General features: G+C 67.5%; 15 protein-coding genes. 10 read left to right on the plus strand and 5 right to left on the minus strand.

Going from position 1 to position 15512, the window contains the following annotated elements:
* Nucleotides 1-60 precede the first annotated feature (60 nt).
* The gene (locus tag QNO03_RS13410) at nucleotides 61-828 is read left to right on the plus strand and encodes an SDR family NAD(P)-dependent oxidoreductase (protein ID WP_289603647.1); all 768 of its coding nucleotides are present in this window, start codon (nucleotides 61-63) and stop codon (nucleotides 826-828) included.
* Nucleotides 829-849: 21 nt separating this feature from the next.
* Here the strand turns inward: QNO03_RS13410 and QNO03_RS13415 are convergent, their stop codons facing one another.
* Complete coding sequence (locus QNO03_RS13415) at nucleotides 850-1083, minus strand: hypothetical protein (RefSeq protein ID WP_229946548.1); 234 nt, start codon at nucleotides 1081-1083, stop codon at nucleotides 850-852.
* 113 nt (nucleotides 1084-1196) lie between these two features.
* On the opposite strand from QNO03_RS13415, the gene QNO03_RS13420 reads away from it, so the two are divergent.
* Complete coding sequence (locus QNO03_RS13420) at nucleotides 1197-1523, plus strand: DUF6221 family protein (RefSeq protein ID WP_229946551.1); 327 nt, start codon at nucleotides 1197-1199, stop codon at nucleotides 1521-1523.
* Nucleotides 1524-1629: 106 nt separating this feature from the next.
* Nucleotides 1630-3798 (plus strand): 4-alpha-glucanotransferase, encoded by a 2169-nt coding sequence (malQ, locus tag QNO03_RS13425; RefSeq protein WP_289603648.1) that lies wholly within the window; start codon nucleotides 1630-1632, stop codon nucleotides 3796-3798.
* A gap of 2 nt (nucleotides 3799-3800) precedes the next feature.
* On the opposite strand, the gene QNO03_RS13430 is transcribed toward malQ, so the two are convergent.
* From QNO03_RS13430 to QNO03_RS13445, 4 genes are all read right to left on the minus strand, one after another.
* Complete coding sequence (locus QNO03_RS13430) at nucleotides 3801-5030, minus strand: ABC transporter permease (RefSeq protein WP_289603649.1); 1230 nt, start codon at nucleotides 5028-5030, stop codon at nucleotides 3801-3803.
* Complete coding sequence (locus QNO03_RS13435; protein WP_289603650.1) at nucleotides 5027-5908, minus strand: ABC transporter ATP-binding protein; 882 nt, start codon at nucleotides 5906-5908, stop codon at nucleotides 5027-5029. Before QNO03_RS13435 ends, QNO03_RS13430 begins: the two co-directional genes overlap by 4 nt.
* A 104-nt stretch (nucleotides 5909-6012) precedes the next feature.
* Nucleotides 6013-6852, minus strand: a complete 840-nt coding sequence (locus tag QNO03_RS13440; RefSeq protein ID WP_289603651.1) for a response regulator transcription factor — start codon at nucleotides 6850-6852, stop codon at nucleotides 6013-6015.
* Between the two features lie 71 nt (nucleotides 6853-6923).
* A complete protein-coding gene (locus QNO03_RS13445) occupies nucleotides 6924-8354 on the minus strand; it encodes a sensor histidine kinase (protein ID WP_289603652.1) in 1431 nt (476 codons plus the stop codon).
* A gap of 216 nt (nucleotides 8355-8570) precedes the next feature.
* Between QNO03_RS13445 and QNO03_RS13450 the strand changes: the two genes are divergently transcribed.
* The 7 genes from QNO03_RS13450 (at nucleotide 8571) to QNO03_RS13480 (ending at nucleotide 15509) form a co-directional block, all read left to right on the plus strand.
* Nucleotides 8571-9746: a M20 metallopeptidase family protein gene (locus tag QNO03_RS13450; RefSeq protein WP_289603653.1), complete on the plus strand. Its 1176-nt coding sequence runs from the start codon at nucleotides 8571-8573 to the stop codon at nucleotides 9744-9746.
* Nucleotides 9747-9807: 61 nt separating this feature from the next.
* Complete coding sequence (locus QNO03_RS13455) at nucleotides 9808-10266, plus strand: DoxX family protein (protein ID WP_502874586.1); 459 nt, start codon at nucleotides 9808-9810, stop codon at nucleotides 10264-10266.
* A 144-nt stretch (nucleotides 10267-10410) separates the two neighbouring features.
* Nucleotides 10411-10977 (plus strand): hypothetical protein, encoded by a 567-nt coding sequence (locus tag QNO03_RS13460; RefSeq protein WP_289603654.1) that lies wholly within the window; start codon nucleotides 10411-10413, stop codon nucleotides 10975-10977.
* An 840-nt stretch (nucleotides 10978-11817) separates the two neighbouring features.
* Nucleotides 11818-12459: an ABC transporter permease gene (locus QNO03_RS13465; protein WP_289603655.1), complete on the plus strand. Its 642-nt coding sequence runs from the start codon at nucleotides 11818-11820 to the stop codon at nucleotides 12457-12459.
* On the plus strand, nucleotides 12452-13732 hold the full coding sequence (locus QNO03_RS13470; RefSeq protein ID WP_289603656.1) for an ABC transporter ATP-binding protein: 1281 nt from the start codon (nucleotides 12452-12454) through the stop codon (nucleotides 13730-13732). Before QNO03_RS13465 ends, QNO03_RS13470 begins: the two co-directional genes overlap by 8 nt.
* Nucleotides 13733-13848: 116 nt before the next feature.
* On the plus strand, nucleotides 13849-14508 hold the full coding sequence (locus QNO03_RS13475) for an ABC transporter permease (protein ID WP_289603709.1): 660 nt from the start codon (nucleotides 13849-13851) through the stop codon (nucleotides 14506-14508).
* On the plus strand, nucleotides 14508-15509 hold the full coding sequence (locus tag QNO03_RS13480) for a glycine betaine ABC transporter substrate-binding protein (RefSeq protein WP_289603657.1): 1002 nt from the start codon (nucleotides 14508-14510) through the stop codon (nucleotides 15507-15509). Before QNO03_RS13475 ends, QNO03_RS13480 begins: the two co-directional genes overlap by 1 nt.
* The last annotated feature ends 3 nt before the right edge of the window (nucleotides 15510-15512 follow it).

Genomic DNA, 15512 nt, shown 5'->3' on the forward strand with positions numbered 1-15512 from the left:
ATTGCCTCTGCGCGTGGCGCGGTCCATGATGGGGCCGGTCAAGCCAACCGGGAGGACGCCATGCTGCAGGGAATGCTCAACGGTAAGAACGCGGTGATCTACGGCGGCGGCGGAGGGATCGGCGGCGCCGTGGCGGAGGCCTTCTCCCGGGAAGGGGCACGCGTATTCCTCGCCGGCCGGACGCCGGAGCCGCTCGAAGCCGTGGCGGCGAAGATCCGCCATGCCGGCGGAACAGTGGACACGGCACTGCTGGACGCCACGAATGAGCAGGCAGTGCGCGAACACGCCGATGACGTGGTTGCGGCTGCAGGAAGCCTGGACATCTCCCTGAATGTCATCCAGCACGGTGACGTGCAGGGAACACCGATGGTGGAGATGCCCCTGGCCGACTACCTGCGGCCGGTCGCCACGGCGGTCCAGACGTTTTTCCTGACCTCGCAGGCCGCCGCACGGCAGATGATGCGCCAGCGTTCCGGAGTGATCCTGGTCTTTGGCGGCTCCGGCGATCCGGTGCCGGGACTGTACCTGGGCGGGCTGCTGACCGCCTTTGAAGCGATGGAAGCCATGCGCCGCCAGCTTGCCAGTGAACTGGGGTGCTACGGCATCCGGGTGCTGACCCTGCGCTCGGGCGGAATCCCGGAAACCCTGCCGGAAAACATGGAAGGCGCCGGCGAGATCGCCGACGCCATCACTAAATCCACCATGCTGGGCCACGCCGCCACCCTGGAGGATGTGGGCTACGCGGCAGCGTTCGCGGCCTCAGACCGCGCTGCGAGCATGACCGCGGCCACGCTGAACATCAGCGCCGGGGCCCTCATCGACCGCTGAAGCAGGTTGGCGGCGGGGTGTCTAGACTTTCCAGATGCTGAAATCGTCCATGCTGGCCGCGCTCCGCAGGCCGGTGGACTCATCGCGGATCCAGACCGTGGCCAGACCCGGCGCGGTGTCCTGGATCTCGCCACGGAAATAGGTGGTGCCGCCGCTGCGGGCTTCAACGGTGTCTCCACGGTGGAGTGAACGGATGCTGCGAACGCGCCGGGCGCGCGCAGATGTGACGGGGGAGTGGTCGCTGGTTACCGACAAAATGCATCTCCTGAATTAGTTGATACTTACACTAACCACGGCATCGCCGGTAAATATTCCCGTTCACGCATGGACCCCTGACCGGCAGGCATGGCGGCAGGTAGGATTCGGCCATGGATATCGTCGATTTCCTGGTCACGCGTTTCCAGGAAGACATCTCCGAGGCCCGCAAACTACTCTCCTCCTCCGATGTTTCACTTTCCGACCGCTGGTACGAAGAGCGGCTGCTGAAGGAATGCGAAACGAAGCTGATGCTCATCGAGATCATCGGAGGTGCCCGCCGCCATGCCCTTTCGCGCATGGTGGTGGATCCCGACGACGACCCCCAGTTCCGTGAGGAACTGGAATGGACGCGGCTGGCCCTCTCCGCCCTTGCCTCCGTGCATGAGGACCATCCGGATTTCCAGGACACCTGGCGCCTGACGCAGGAACGTCCCTAGGAGCACCGCCCGGCCGGGCCCGGCCAGGCCGGGCCTGGCGGGGTCCGGGGTCCGGGGTCCGGGGCTGAAGATGCGGGCGGCGGCCTGCGGGCCATAGATTGGTTTTATGAGTGAAAAGCCAACAGCCCCCTCCACGCCGGATCTGCTCCGCCAGCTTGCCGACTTTCACAAGGTAGCCACCACCTTCACGGGATGGGACGGTTCCGAGCAGCAGGTCTCCGACGCCACGCTGCGCAGTGTTCTTTCCGCGATGGGTATGGCGACCGGCTCGGAGGAGGACCTGGAACGGTCCCTGGCCGAGTCCAGGGCGGCCGCCTGGAAACGGCCGTTGCCGCCCACCGCCGTCGTCCGCCAGGGCAAGCCCGGCAGCGTGCCGGTGCACCTGCCCGCCGGCAGCTCCGCGCAGCTCACCCTGCAGCTGGAGGACGGCTCCGAGCAGGAACTCGACTGGCCGAAGCAGTCCGACGAGGAACGGGACATCGACGGCACACTGCTGGCCCGCACCCTGGTCCAGCTGCCTCAGGACCTGGACCTGGGCTGGCACCGGCTTCAGGTGCGCAGCGGTGACATTTCCGGCAGCGCCGTCCTGGTGGTCACCCCGGACCGGCTCGACACCGCGGACGCCCTCGAAGCCCGCCGCACCTGGGGTGTTCAAGCCCAGCTGTACTCGGTCCGCTCCTCCCGGTCCTGGGGGATCGGGGACCTGACCGACCTGGCGGACCTCGCCGCCGTCGCCGGCACGGAGTACGACGCCGGGTTCGTCCTGATCAACCCGCTGCACGCCGCGGAACCCGTGCCGCCCATCGAACCGTCCCCGTACCTGCCCACCACCCGGCGGTTCTTCAACCCGCTGTACATCCGGGTGGAAGCCGTCCCGGAGTACGCCTACCTGACCGACGGCGGGCGGGAAGCCGCGGAGGAAGCGGCCCGTTCCCTCTACCCGGCCAACACCTCCGCCGGGGAACTGGACCGCGACGCCAGCTACGGGGCCAAGCTGTCAGTGCTGCAGGACGTGTACCAGGTGGAGCGCAGCCCCAGCCGGCAGAAGCAGTTTGATGCCTTCAAGGCCGACGCCGGCCAGGGCCTGGACAACTTTGCGCTCTGGTGCGCCCTCGCCGAGGACCTGGCGCCCGGTGCCCCCGAATGGGCCGAGGCTTCCAGCCCGGACAGCGACTATGTCGTCCGCCAGCTGCCCCGCCTGCAGGAACGGATCGAGTTCTTCAAGTGGCTGCAGTGGATCTGCGACGAACAGCTCGAGGCCGTGCAGCGGTCGGCGAAGAAGGCCGGCATGGGGATCGGCGTGATCCATGACCTTGCCGTGGGAGTGCACCCCAGCGGCGCCGACGCGTGGATGCTCCGCGATGTGCTGACCGAGGGCATCTCCGTGGGTGCCCCGCCGGACATGTTCAACCAGCGCGGCCAGGACTGGAGCCAGCCGCCGTGGCACCCGGGACGCCTGGCCGAGTCCGGCTACGCCGCCTACCGGGACATGATCCGCACCATCCTCCGGCATGCAGGCGGCATCCGGGTGGACCACATCCTGGGCCTGTTCCGGCTCTGGTGGATTCCGCAGAACGCGGAGTCGCCCGGTGAAGGCGCCTATGTCTACTACGACCACGAGGCGATGATCGGCATCCTGGCGCTGGAAGCGCAGCGGGCCGGCGCCGTCGTCATCGGCGAGGACCTGGGCGTGTTCGAGCCGTGGGTCCAGGAGTACCTGGGGGAGCGGGGCGTGCTGGGCACCTCCATCCTCTGGTTCGAGCAGACCGAAGACGGCCCCCGCGCTCCCGAGGAATACCGGGTGGGGGCGCTCACGAGCGTGAACACCCATGATCTTCCGCCGACGGCCGGCTACCTGGCCGGCGAACACGTGAACCTGCGTGAGTCCCTGGGCCTGCTGAACCGGCCGGTGGAAGAGGAACGTGCGGCGGACAGCAAGGCCCAGGAAGCTGTCCTGGACGGGCTCCGGCAGCGCGGGCTGCTGCCGAAATCCGCCTCGAAGCAGGTGGCCGGGCAGATGCATGGGGAAGAAATCCAGCAGACCGTGGAGGCGCTGCATAAGTTCATCCTGCAGACGCCGTCGGTGCTGCTGGGCGTGGCCCTGGCCGACCTGGTCGGCGAGAAAAAGACGCAGAACCAGCCTGGGACCGCCGATGAGTATCCCAACTGGCGGATTCCGCTCTGCGGTCCCGACGGTGAAGCGGTGCTGCTGGACGGCCTGGAGCGGAACGAACGGTTCCGCTCCCTGGCCGCCCTGATGCAGAAGGGGATCTAGGGCTACTGCTCCAGCTTCATGGCCTTGCGCAGGGTCAGTGCGCCTCCGCTCTGCAGTACCGCCCGCCGGTAGATCTTCGCGGCGAAGGCCAGCAGGGCGTAGGCCGCGGCCAGCGCAATGGCCAGGGCCGCGAAGGTCTGCCACAGCGGCACATCCGAGTTAAGCATCCGGATGGGCATGGCCACGGAGGAAATGACGGGCACGAACGAGGCAATGACCAGCAGCTGCCCCTTGGCGAACATCCCGGCGAACAGGGCTGCGAAGATGACCGCCATCACCGGGGTGGAGCTGCTGTTCAGGTCCTCGGACCGGCTGGCCATGGCCCCGAGCATCGCCCAACCGGCGGCCAGGATCAGGAACCCGATCAGGAAGAAGACCAGGAACCAGCCGGAGACCGGGATGATGGACCCGACCATGTCCGCGGTCCCGGTCAGGTTCAGGGCCAGCAGGGCCGCGCCGCCGTAGAGCGCCAGCTGCACGACGGCGAGGATGGTGTTGCCGATGACCTTGCCGTAGAGGAGCTGCCGGATGGGAATGGCGGTCGCCAGGATTTCCACCACCCGGTTCTGCTTCTCCTCCAGCACCGACGTGGCAATCGCCATGCCGAAGATGATGGTGGCCATGTAGAAGAGGAAGCTGAAGGCGAAGCCGACGATGGAGGCCATAACGGCCTTGTCTGCGTCTCCTTCGAGCAGGGCTTCATCCAGCGCGCTGCCGGCGGTCAGCTCCTCCGCCGTGGTGCCGGCAGCGGCCGCGTTTTCACTGATGACGTAGCTGGTCAGGGCTTCGGACAGCGGCCCGCGCAGCCCGGAGCTGATCTCGTCCTTTCCGGTCAGGGTCCAGGTTCCGTCCTTCCCCTGGATCAGTGCGGCGTCGGCTTCTTCATCGCGGACCAGCTGCAGGGCGGCTTCCGGGGAGTCGGCCGTCTTGGCTTCGAAGCTGGTGTTTCCATCGTCTTCCTGTCCGGCGGCGTCGGCGGCGGCGACGATTTCGGTGGCGGCGCTATCTGCCACAGCCACCGTATGGTCCGAACCGCGTGAGGACATGTAGGCGTTGAAGAGGACGCTGCCCACGATCAGCAGCAGGGTCACGAGCGTGGAGAGCAGGTAGGTGCGGTCACGCATCTTGACCGTGACTTCGCGCAGCGTCACGATCGCCCAGGCAGGGGTGGTGTCCGGAGTCTCCGGAGCCTGTCCGGGCTTGTCCACGGGGGTGCGGGTTGCGGTGCTCATGCTGTCACCTCACGGTAGATGTCACTCAGGGACGGGCGGAGAGGGGAGAATTCCTGCACCGTGCCGCGGGAGAGGGCGGCGGCGAGGGTGCGCTGGGCGGAGATGTCGTCGTCGAACTCCACCAGCGCGGACGGGCCGGCGACGTCGACGACGGTGAGCCCGGGCTCCTCGCGCAGCCAGCCGGCGTCGGGGGAGACCGTGATGCGGTGCCGCCGGGGTGCCGTGGCGCGCAGTTCGTCGCCGGTGCCGGCGGCCATCAGGCGGCCGCTCTGCAGTACCACCAGGTTGTCGCAGAGCCGGTCCACCAGGTCCAGCTGGTGGCTGGAGAAAAGGACCGGAACGCCGGCGGAGGTCCGCTCCCGCAGCAGCTCCACCATGGAGTCGACGGCGAGCGGGTCCAGTCCGGAGAACGGCTCGTCCAGGATCAGGACGGTGGGCCGGTGCAGCAGCGACGCGGCGATCTGCACCCGCTGCTGGTTGCCCAGGGAGAGGGATTCGAGCTTGTCCTTGCTGCGGTCGGCCAGGTTGAACCGGTCCAGCAGTTCCAGTGCCTCGCGGCGGGCCGAGGACTGGCTCATCCGGTGCAGCTGGCCGAGGTAGACCAGCTGGTCGATGATGGGCTGCTTGGGGTAGAGGCCGCGCTCTTCGGGCATGTACCCGAACTGTGCGCGCTGCGCAGCGGTGACCGGGGCGCCGTCCAGCAGTACGTCCCCGGACGTGGCGGTCAGGACGCCCATGATCATGCGCATGGTGGTGGTCTTGCCGGCGCCGTTGGCCCCGACGAAGCCGGTCATGCGGCCGGAGGGGATGTCGAACGTGACGTCGTCGACGGCGGTTTTGTCGCCGAAGCGGCGGGTGAGGTTGCGGACCTGCAGCATGCGCTGCTCCTTTCCCGGAAAGGCCGGGCCTAGTGGGGACTTCTGCTTCGAGCTTAGGCAGAAGAGCGCCGCAGGGGATCGGCCGCGGGATGGAAGCCGCCGGGTCAGCCGGCCGCGGGCTTGTCCCCCGGGAGGATGAGAGCGGACTCGTAGGCGAACACCACGGCCTGCACCCGGTCCCGGACCTGGATCTTGCCCAGCAGGTTGGACACGTGGGTCTTGACGGTGGCTTCGGCGACGAACATTTCCGCGGCGATCTCGGCGTTGCTCCTGCCTGCGGCCACATGTTCCAGGACTTCGCGTTCGCGGGAGGTCAGCGACGCCAGCAGTTTCCGCTGCTCGGTGGACCCGGAACCGGAGCCGGAACCGGACGACGACGGCGCGCCGCCCAGTTGGGTGCCGCCCGGCTGGATTCCGCCCGAGTGCATTCCGTCCGACGGCGGCTGCATCCCCACGGCAGCGCCGGAACCGGCCCCCGGAAGGGCCGAATCGCGGCGGGCACCGGCGGTTTCGGCATGCAGCTGCCGGGTGAAGCGCTCGATCACGCGGACCGTCATCTCCGGTGCCAGCAGGGCGTGGCCGCCGGCGACGGCGTGGACCGCAGCCACCAGGTCGTCCGGGTCGGAATTCTTGAGCAGGAACCCGCTGGCGCCGGCACGGAGTGCGTCGAACAGGTAGTCGTCGCGTTCGAAGGTGGTGAGGATGATGACCTTCGCGGTGCCGGCCGCCACCACCTGCTCGGTGGCCCGGATCCCGTCGAGGACCGGCATCTGCACGTCCATGAGGATGATGTCCACGGGGTGGGTGGCGGCGAACTCCACCGCTTCGGCGCCGTTGGCGGCCTGGCCCACCACCTCGATTTCCTCCTCCACGGAAAGCATCATGGCGAAGCCGGCCCGCAGCAGGGCCTGGTCATCGGCGAGCAGGACCCGGATCGGTTCCATTGCTTAGGTATCTGCCTTTCGAAGGAATTCTGCCGGCCGCAGTATGCGGCCTTCGGCAACCACGGTAGCGGTCAGCGCACCGGAAACCGGACCCGGACGCGCCAGCCGCCGCCGGACCGCGGTCCGATCTCGGCGATGCCGCCGTGCAGATCGGCACGTTCGCGGATGCCCCGGATGCCGAATCCGGAACCCGCGGTGCTGCCGGTCCGCGGCCGGCCGTCATCGACGGTTTCCACTTCCACCCAGGCCCGTCCCTCCCCCGTGGTGCCGGTACGCAGGGCCACGACGGCGGAACCGGCGGTCGAGTGCCGGCGGACGTTGGCCAGGGACTCCTGCACGGTGCGGTAAATCGACAGGCCCATCGGTGCGGGGACCCGGTCCAGGGCACCGGGAACGTCCTCGGACCGGTGGTAGGAAACGGACAGTCCCAGCTGCCCATGCTCCGCCACCAGCGCCGGGAGGTCCGCCAGCCCGGGCTCGGGCGCGCGCCGAGCACCGCCGTCGGACTCCGGCCCCGGTTGCTCGCCCGAGCGCAGTACGCCCAGCAGGGAACGCATCTGTTCCACCGCTTCGCGGGAGGAACCCTCGATGGTCTGCAGGGCGCCCGCCGCAGCCCCGGGTTTTTTCTCCAGCACCCGCCGCGCCGCGCCGGCCTGGACGCCGATCACCGCGATGTGGTGTGCGACGACGTCGTGCAGCTCCCGGGCGATGCGCAGCCGCTCGTCGAGCACCGCCTGCCGGGCCAGCTCGGCCGCCTGGACTTCCAGCTGGGCGGACTGCGTGAGGAGCAGTTCGCGCTGGTGGGCGCTGCGCCAGGCGTTCATGCCGAACATGATGGCCCCGCCGAAGTAGGCGGCATTGATGGCGAAGTTGTAGATCGCCAGCGACACCAGCGGGGGCAGGAAGCCGCGGTAGGTGTCATCGCCTTCCATGATCCGTTCCAGGACGGAGTCATAGGAGGAGGAGACGGTGAAGGAAAGGATGACCCACAAGGCCATCACGGCAATGACCACGGTGGTACCGAGCCAGAGCATCCTGCGGTCCTTCGCCCAGGCGACGGCTGTGTAGAGCGAGGCGAAGTAGGCGGCCTGGAAGGTCATCTGCATGGAGACCGAGGGCACCAGCAGGCCCAGGCCGAGGAACACCGCACTGCACGCCAGCATCACGGCCACCGGGTAACGCCGGCGCACCGCCAGCGGCAGGATGATCAGGGCCATGGCCAGGTGCTGGAGCCAGATGGGTTTGGTTTCCCCGGCCACGGCACCGATTCCGCGGCTCACTTCCAGGATGAAGGCCGAGACCAGCAGCAGGACGATGGTGCCGATGACGTCATGGCGCTGCTGCTCGCGGGTGGGTCCCGGGCGTTCCCAGTCCTCGCCGGTGCGCCACGGGAGGCGTGTCAGCCAGCGCGGACGCGTCGGTCCGTGCTGCTCGGTGCCGGTGGAGCCTTGTCCGGGGCCGTGCCCGGACCCGGGTGTGTCGAAGGCCGTGGTCTCGATCATGGTGCCCAGTCTAGGAGGGGCGGGGGCGGCGGAGTATCGGCCGCAGGGATGAGCACCCCCAGAGGGAGCGGAACTCCGGCCGTCCCGCCGTCGTCGTTTCCCGTAATCGCCCTGTTGGGACGTCGACCGCTGTGCTGGAGGGGAAGGGGTGGTTTACTGCGTAGATAGCAGCGGCCGTACCGGCCGGTTATCAGCGCGGATGACGGGACTTCAAGCATGTTTGTACAGGAAGCACAGGCGATACTGCCTGAACTGGTGGCCCTGCGCCGTGAGCTGCACCGGGACCCGGAGACCGGAATCAACCTGCCGCGGACACAGGAAAAGATCCTCGCCGCGCTGGAGGGACTGGACCTGGAGATCATCCTGGGTGTCAAGACCACCTCCGTGGTCGCCGTGCTGCGCGGGGCGGAACCCGGACCCACCGTCCTGCTGCGCGGAGACATGGATGCGCTGCCGGTGAACGAACTGACGGACCTGGACTATGCCTCCACCAACGGCGCCATGCACGCCTGCGGGCATGACCTGCACGTGGCCGGGCTCGTGGGTGCGGCCCGCCTGCTCTGCGCCCAGCAGCAGGACCTCTCCGGCAACGTGATCTTTATGTTCCAGCCGGGGGAGGAGGGCCACGACGGCGCGAGCCTGATGATCGACGAGGGAGTGCTCGACGCCGCCGGGGAACGTCCCGTCGCCGCCTACGGCATCCACGTGCGGCCCGGCCCGCTGGGCGTGTTCCGCACCAAGTCCGGCACGCTGATGGCCGGCGCCAACGAACTGCGGATCACCGTCAAGGGCTCAGGCGGGCACAGCTCACAGCCGCAGACCGCCATCGACCCGGTGCCCGCGCTGACCGAGATCGCCACGGCGCTGCAGACCATGGCCACCCGCCGGTTTTCCGCGTTCGATCCGATTGTGCTTACCGTGACGCAGCTTTCCGCCGGGGAAGCGATCAACGTGATTCCCGATTCCGCCAGCCTGGGTGCCTCCGTGCGTACCTTGTCGGAGGAATCCCTGGACCGGGTGATCGTCGAGTCCAAGGCGCTCGCCGAGGGGATTGCCGCCGCGCACGGCTGCAGCGCGGAGGTGGACTTCACCATCCGGTACCCGGTCACCCGCAATGATGCCGACCGGACCCGGGAGGCGATCACTGGTCTGCGGGAGATTTTCGGCGAGGACCGGGTACTGGAATCCCGGGACCCGCTGATGGGGTCGGAGGATTTCTCCCTGGTGCTCAATGAAGTCCCGGGTACCTTCCTCTTCCTCGGGGCGACGCCGCCGTCGGTCAACCCGGTCACCGCCGCGTGGAACCACTCCCCGCGGGTGGTCTTCGACGATGCGGTGCTGGGGGACCAGGCTGCCGCCCTGGCACAGCTGGCGTATAACCGGCTGACCTAGGGGCTGGGGAGGGAGCGGGTGCCCCTGCCTCGGCCGACGCCGGGGTGTTAGCGTCGGGAGCATGTCTGCCCTGAAGAAAGTCCTCGCCCTTGCTGCCCGCCCAGCGCCGCCGATGTCAAAACCCCGGCGTTGGGCAGCCGTCGGGCTGGGGACGTTCCTGGCGTTTGCCGGTACCTCGCACCTGACCTTCGCCCGGCAGGAATTCCAGGCGCAGGTGCCGGGCTGGGTGCCGCTGGACGAGGACGCCGTGGTGCTGCTGTCCGGTGTGGCCGAAATAAGTCTTGGTGCGTCGTTGATCCTGCTGCGGAAGCGCCGGGTCCCGGTCGGTCTGGCGGCCGCAGCGTTTTTCATTGCCATCTTCCCGGGCAACATCTCCCAGTACGTCACGCATACGGACGCGTTCGGTCTGGATTCGGACCGCGCCCGGCTGGTGCGGTTGTTCTTCCAGCCGCCGCTGGTGCTGTGGGCGCTGTGGTCCACCGGTGCGTGGAAGGCTCTGCGGGAGGGGTTGAAGGGATAGGTGTGTGGTGGTGGCGGTTGGGCGGGGCGTTACGTCCAGCCTTACCAATACCCGCGGGGTGCCGAGGGTAGATAAAGGCGCGAACAGTACAGCGGCGGGCGCCAGAGCTCTGTCTATCCGCCGGCTGTACTAAAGGAAGACGCTATGACGCAGGACCCGCATCACCAGACCGCCCCCGTCCCCAACGCCGTCCATGTGCCCCCGGCGCCCCTTGCGCCGCCCGCGCGGCCACGACCGTTGGATCCACCGTCCGGAATGGTGCCGAATGCAGCCGCCATGCCGGCGTCGCCTTCTCCTCGCCGGAATTACGTGCTGTTTGCTGCAGCCGGATTGTTGGTGGGGCTTGGTGCCGGCCTCCTGATCGCGCAGATTGATCTGACGTCGACTCGACCTTCCACCGCATTAATTGATGCGGTGAGCACATGCGGTGTTGAAGATGAAACGGGAATTGAACTTGGCGACGAGGGCCAGAGCCTGACAATGGATGGCCAGGGCGAGGAGTACTACGCCACCGGTGCTGCCTACGAAGACATCGAATGCGTTCTGGGTGCGACCGGCATGCCGGACAGCGTCAGTAGTCGAATGGGAAACACCCGGGCCCTTGACGGCACACAAAATGCGCAGTGGGGGGACATCTCAGCTTCGTGGAGTTACCACCCTGACAGCGGGTCGAACGTCGTACTGGAAATCGTGGAACCCGCGGAGAAATAGCTCGGAGAGGATTTGGGGCCGGGGACGACGAAAAGGCCTGACGCGGCGCGCAGTGACTGTACAGATAATGGGCTTTTCGATGCCGAATGAGCCCATTATCTGTACAACGAACGGTGCTAAGCCCCGTTATCTGTACATCGATCGGGCGGCCCGCCGTTCATAGTGCAGTAAATGCTGCCTGCTGACTGACCGGGGGACATCTACAGCGCTATGGACCAGCCTGGGACTCTCAATCTCAGCAGAGCGTCCCACCCGGTGGTGCCGTTGTTGCTGCTGGGACAACACGGACCACACCATTCACACCAAGTGGGAGGCTGTGTGGGGATACCCGCCAGGATCCTCGTTCGCAGCAGAGCGTCCCACTCGGTGGTGCGGATGTTGCAGCTGGGACAACACCAGCCACGCCCGTCGCACCGCGTGGGAAACCGTGCCGGAAGCACCTCGGCAGACGCCACCTTCTGTACAGCAGATGCGCCCTAAGGGCCCGCCAGGCAGCATCAGCTGTACAGAAGGTGGAGGCCTGGCCGCATCAGCTGTACAGAAGGTAAAGCGGCCGGAAGAGAACCTCGACACAAGGAAGAAAGCCCCGGCGGATACGGCCGGGCCCGGAGCACCCGGAGCACCCCGTCAACCCCCCACCCCCAGCCCCGCCCAGCACCCCGCATCAACCCACCCAAACCCCACCCCAGACCGCTGCTAAAGCGTCACGATGTTCCGGTTCGGAGCTTTTCGGCGCTTAATGTGAAGCAGGTAACGGTAAGCTTGCTTGGTAGTTTTCGCCCAGACACCATGTGCGGGCGGACGACAGAAGCGTTCGTAACCAAGTGAAGAGGTCTTGATGTGTGGGAATTCGTGGCGGACCGGTATCAACAGATCCTGTTCGCCGGATGGCAGCACTTCAGCCTAGTTCTGCAGTGCCTGCTCCTGGCGACGGTCATTGCCGTGGTCATCGCAGCACTGGTGTACCGGAACAAGACCCTCAGCGGAGTGGCCAACGGCGTCTCCGCTGTGGGCCTGACGCTGCCGTCCTTCGCACTGATCGGCCTGCTGATCGCACCCTTCGGATTCGGCGCCGTGCCTGCCGTCATCGTGGTGGCGTTCTATGCCACCCTGCCCATCCTGCGTAACGCGGTGGTGGGGCTGGCCGGGATTTCCCCGACCGTCATCGAATCTGCCCGCGGCGTCGGCATGGGCCGGCTGCGCACCCTGCTGCGCATCGAACTGCCGCTGGCCTGGCCGGTCATCCTTGCCGGTGTCCGGGTGTCCGCCCAGATGGTGATGGGCATCGCCGCCATCGCGGCCTACGCCCTCGGCCCGGGACTGGGCGGCTTCATCTTCACCGGCCTGTCCCGCCTGGGTGGTGCCAATTCGCTCGAATCCGTAGTGGTCGGCGTCGTCGGCGTGATCCTGCTGGCCCTGATCCTTGACCTTCTCCTGGTCGGCCTCGGCCGGCTCACAACCCCGCGAGGTATCCGTGTCTGAGACCCTTTCCCCTTCCACCGGCGCCACAACCACCGGCACCGGCATCCTGCTCGACAACGTCACCAAGCGTTACCCCGGGCAGGACAAACCGGCGGTCGGCGGGCTGACCATGGAAATTCCGCGGGGCAGTATCGTGATGCTCGTGGGCCCGTCCGGCTGCGGTAAAACCACCACGCTGAAAATGATCAACCGGCTCATCGAGCCCAGCAGCGGCCGGATCATCCTCGACGGCGACGACGTCACCGGGATCGACGGCGACCAGCTGCGCCGCGGCATCGGCTACGTCATCCAGGCCGGCGGGCTCTTTCCGCACATGACCGTCGCGGCGAACATCGGCGTCGTCCCCAAGATGCTCGACTGGGACAAGGACCGCATCCAGGCCCGGGTGGATGAACTGCTCGAACTGGTGTCCCTGGATCCGGCGCTCTACCGGGACCGCTACCCGAAGGAGCTTTCCGGCGGGCAGCAGCAGCGTGTGGGCGTGGCCCGCGCACTGGCCGCCGATCCGCCCGTGCTGCTGATGGACGAACCGTTCGGCGCCGTGGACCCGATCACCCGGCAGCGGCTCCAGGATGAGCTGCTGCACATCCAGTCCGAGCTGCAGAAAACCATCGTCTGCGTGACCCATGACTTCGACGAAGCCGTGAAACTGGGGGACTGGATCGCCATCTTCGACGAGGGCGCCCAGCTGGTGCAGTACGACTCCCCGGAACGGATCCTTGCCAACCCCGCCAACGAGTTCGTGGAGAACTTCATCGGCTCCGGCGCCGGCCTGAAACAGCTCACCTTGACCCGGGTGAACGAGGTGGAACTGACCGCACCCATCACGGCCGGCATTGGCGACCTCGCCAGCGACACCCTCTCCCGGCTGCAGGGCGCGGGCGAGCAGAACGCCGTCGTCCTGGACGAACGCGAACGGCCCATCCAGTGGCTCTCCCGCCGGCAGCTCTCCCGGCTGGACCGGCACACCAACACCGTTGACCCCAAGCTTCCGGTCATCAGCGACCAGTCCACGCTGAACGACGCACTGGACACCATGCTGGTCTCCAGCACCGGGGCGGCGCTCGTCACCGGTCCGCACGAGCGTTTCCTCGGGACCGTCACCGTGCAGACCGTGATGGAAGCCATCACGGCAGCGAACGACGCCGCGCAGCTGGGTTCCTCCAGCGCTCCGGTTGGTCTTAACAGCGGCGGCATCGAGCGCGGCACCGACGCGGCGCCGGTTCCGGTGCAGGACGACGCCGGTGCTGCCGCCGGCCAGGGCACCCGGTGACCGCCGTCCCCACGGCCGCGCAGGCCCGGGCCGAGGCCGAAACCGGTGCCGGACCGACGTCGTGGCGCCCCCTGCTGCTGCAGCTGGCTGGCATTGCGGTGGCTTTCGGGCTGCTGATGCTGTGGCTGACCACTGCGGAGCTCAGCGTCACCGAGCGCACCACCCTGGACCCCGCAGCGCTGTGGGAATACACCGTCCAGCACCTGCTGCTGACCGGTGTGTCCGCGGTGATTGTGCTGGTGGTCGCGATCCCGCTGGGCGTGCTGCTGACCCGCGGACGGATGCGCCGGTTCACCGGCCCGATTATGGCGCTGGCCAACATCGGCCAGGCCGCACCGGCCATCGGGCTGCTGGTGCTGCTGGCCTTCTGGCTCGGCTTCGGCTTCCGGGCCGCCATCGGCGCCCTGGTGGTCTATGCCCTTCTCCCGGTCATGCGGAACACCATGGTGGGCCTGCAGCAGGTGGACCCGCGCGTTGTGGAGGCCGGCCGCGGCGTGGGCATGAGCAACTCCCAGGTGCTGTTCCGGCTGGAACTGCCGCTCGCGGTGCCCGTGATGCTCTCCGGCGTCCGGACCGCCCTGGTGCTCCTGGTGGGCACCGCCACCCTCGCCACGTTTGTCAACGGCGGCGGGCTGGGCATCCTCATCACCACCGGCGTGAACCTGAACCTGACCACCGTGCTGGTTGCCGGCGCCCTGCTGGTGGCGCTGCTGGCCCTGGTGGTCGACTGGATCGGCCGCCTGGTCGAGCACATCGCCCGGCCGAAGGGACTCTGATGAACAAGCCGTCAACCACGCGCGTCCGCCTGGCAGCAGCCGGTGCCGCCGCCGTCGGCCTGCTGCTTTCGGGCTGCGGCCTGCAGCCGGCAGCCTCCTATGTGCCGGAGGCGGATCCCGGCTCCATCCAGCCGGTCGAGGGCTTGCCCGACGACGCCAAACTCACCGTCACGAGCAAGAACTTCACCGAGCAGCTCATCCTGGGCAAGATCGCCGTGCTGGCCACCAAGGTCGCAGGTTTCGAGGTCACCGACCTGACCAACGTGCCCGGCAGCCAGCCGGCGCGCGAGCTGCTCCTCTCCGGGCAGGCCGGCATGACCTGGGAGTACACCGGCACCGGATGGATCGCCTACCTCGGCCAGGGTGCGGGCATCCCGGACAAGCAGGAACAGTGGCAGGCCGTGCATGACGCGGACCTCGCGAACGGTGTCACCTGGGGCGACCCGGCACCGCTGAACAACACCTATGCGATGGCCATCCGCACCGAGGCCGCGCAGGAACTGGGAGTGGAGAGCATTTCCGACATCGCCCGGCTGCCGGTTGAGGATCGCACCTTCTGCCTCGAGGCCGAGTTCAATTCCCGGCCGGACGGCATGAATCCGCTGCTCGAAAAGTACGGCATGCCGCGCGGTGCGCCCAACGGGGTGCCGGACGCCAACGTGGGGATCTATGACACCGGTGCCGTGTACTCGGCCACCGACGCCGGGGAGTGCAACTTCGGCGAGGTCTTTGCCACGGACGGGCGCATCGATTCGCTCGAGCTGACCGTGCTCGAGGATGACCTGGCCTATTTCCCCGCCTACAACGCCGCTCCGGTCTTCAACACCGAGGCGTTGGAGGAGTATCCCGTGCTGGCGGACATCTTCGCGCAGGTATCTCCGTTGCTTACCGACGAGGAACTGCGCAAGATGAACCTTGCCGTGGACGTTAACGGCCAGGAACCCGCCGACGTCGCGTTCGACTGGATGGTTGAGAAGGGCCTGATCACCGCTCCCGAGTGAGGT

It is taken from the genome of Arthrobacter sp. zg-Y877, from assembly GCF_030373105.1.
GTDB lineage: Bacteria > Actinomycetota > Actinomycetes > Actinomycetales > Micrococcaceae > Arthrobacter_B.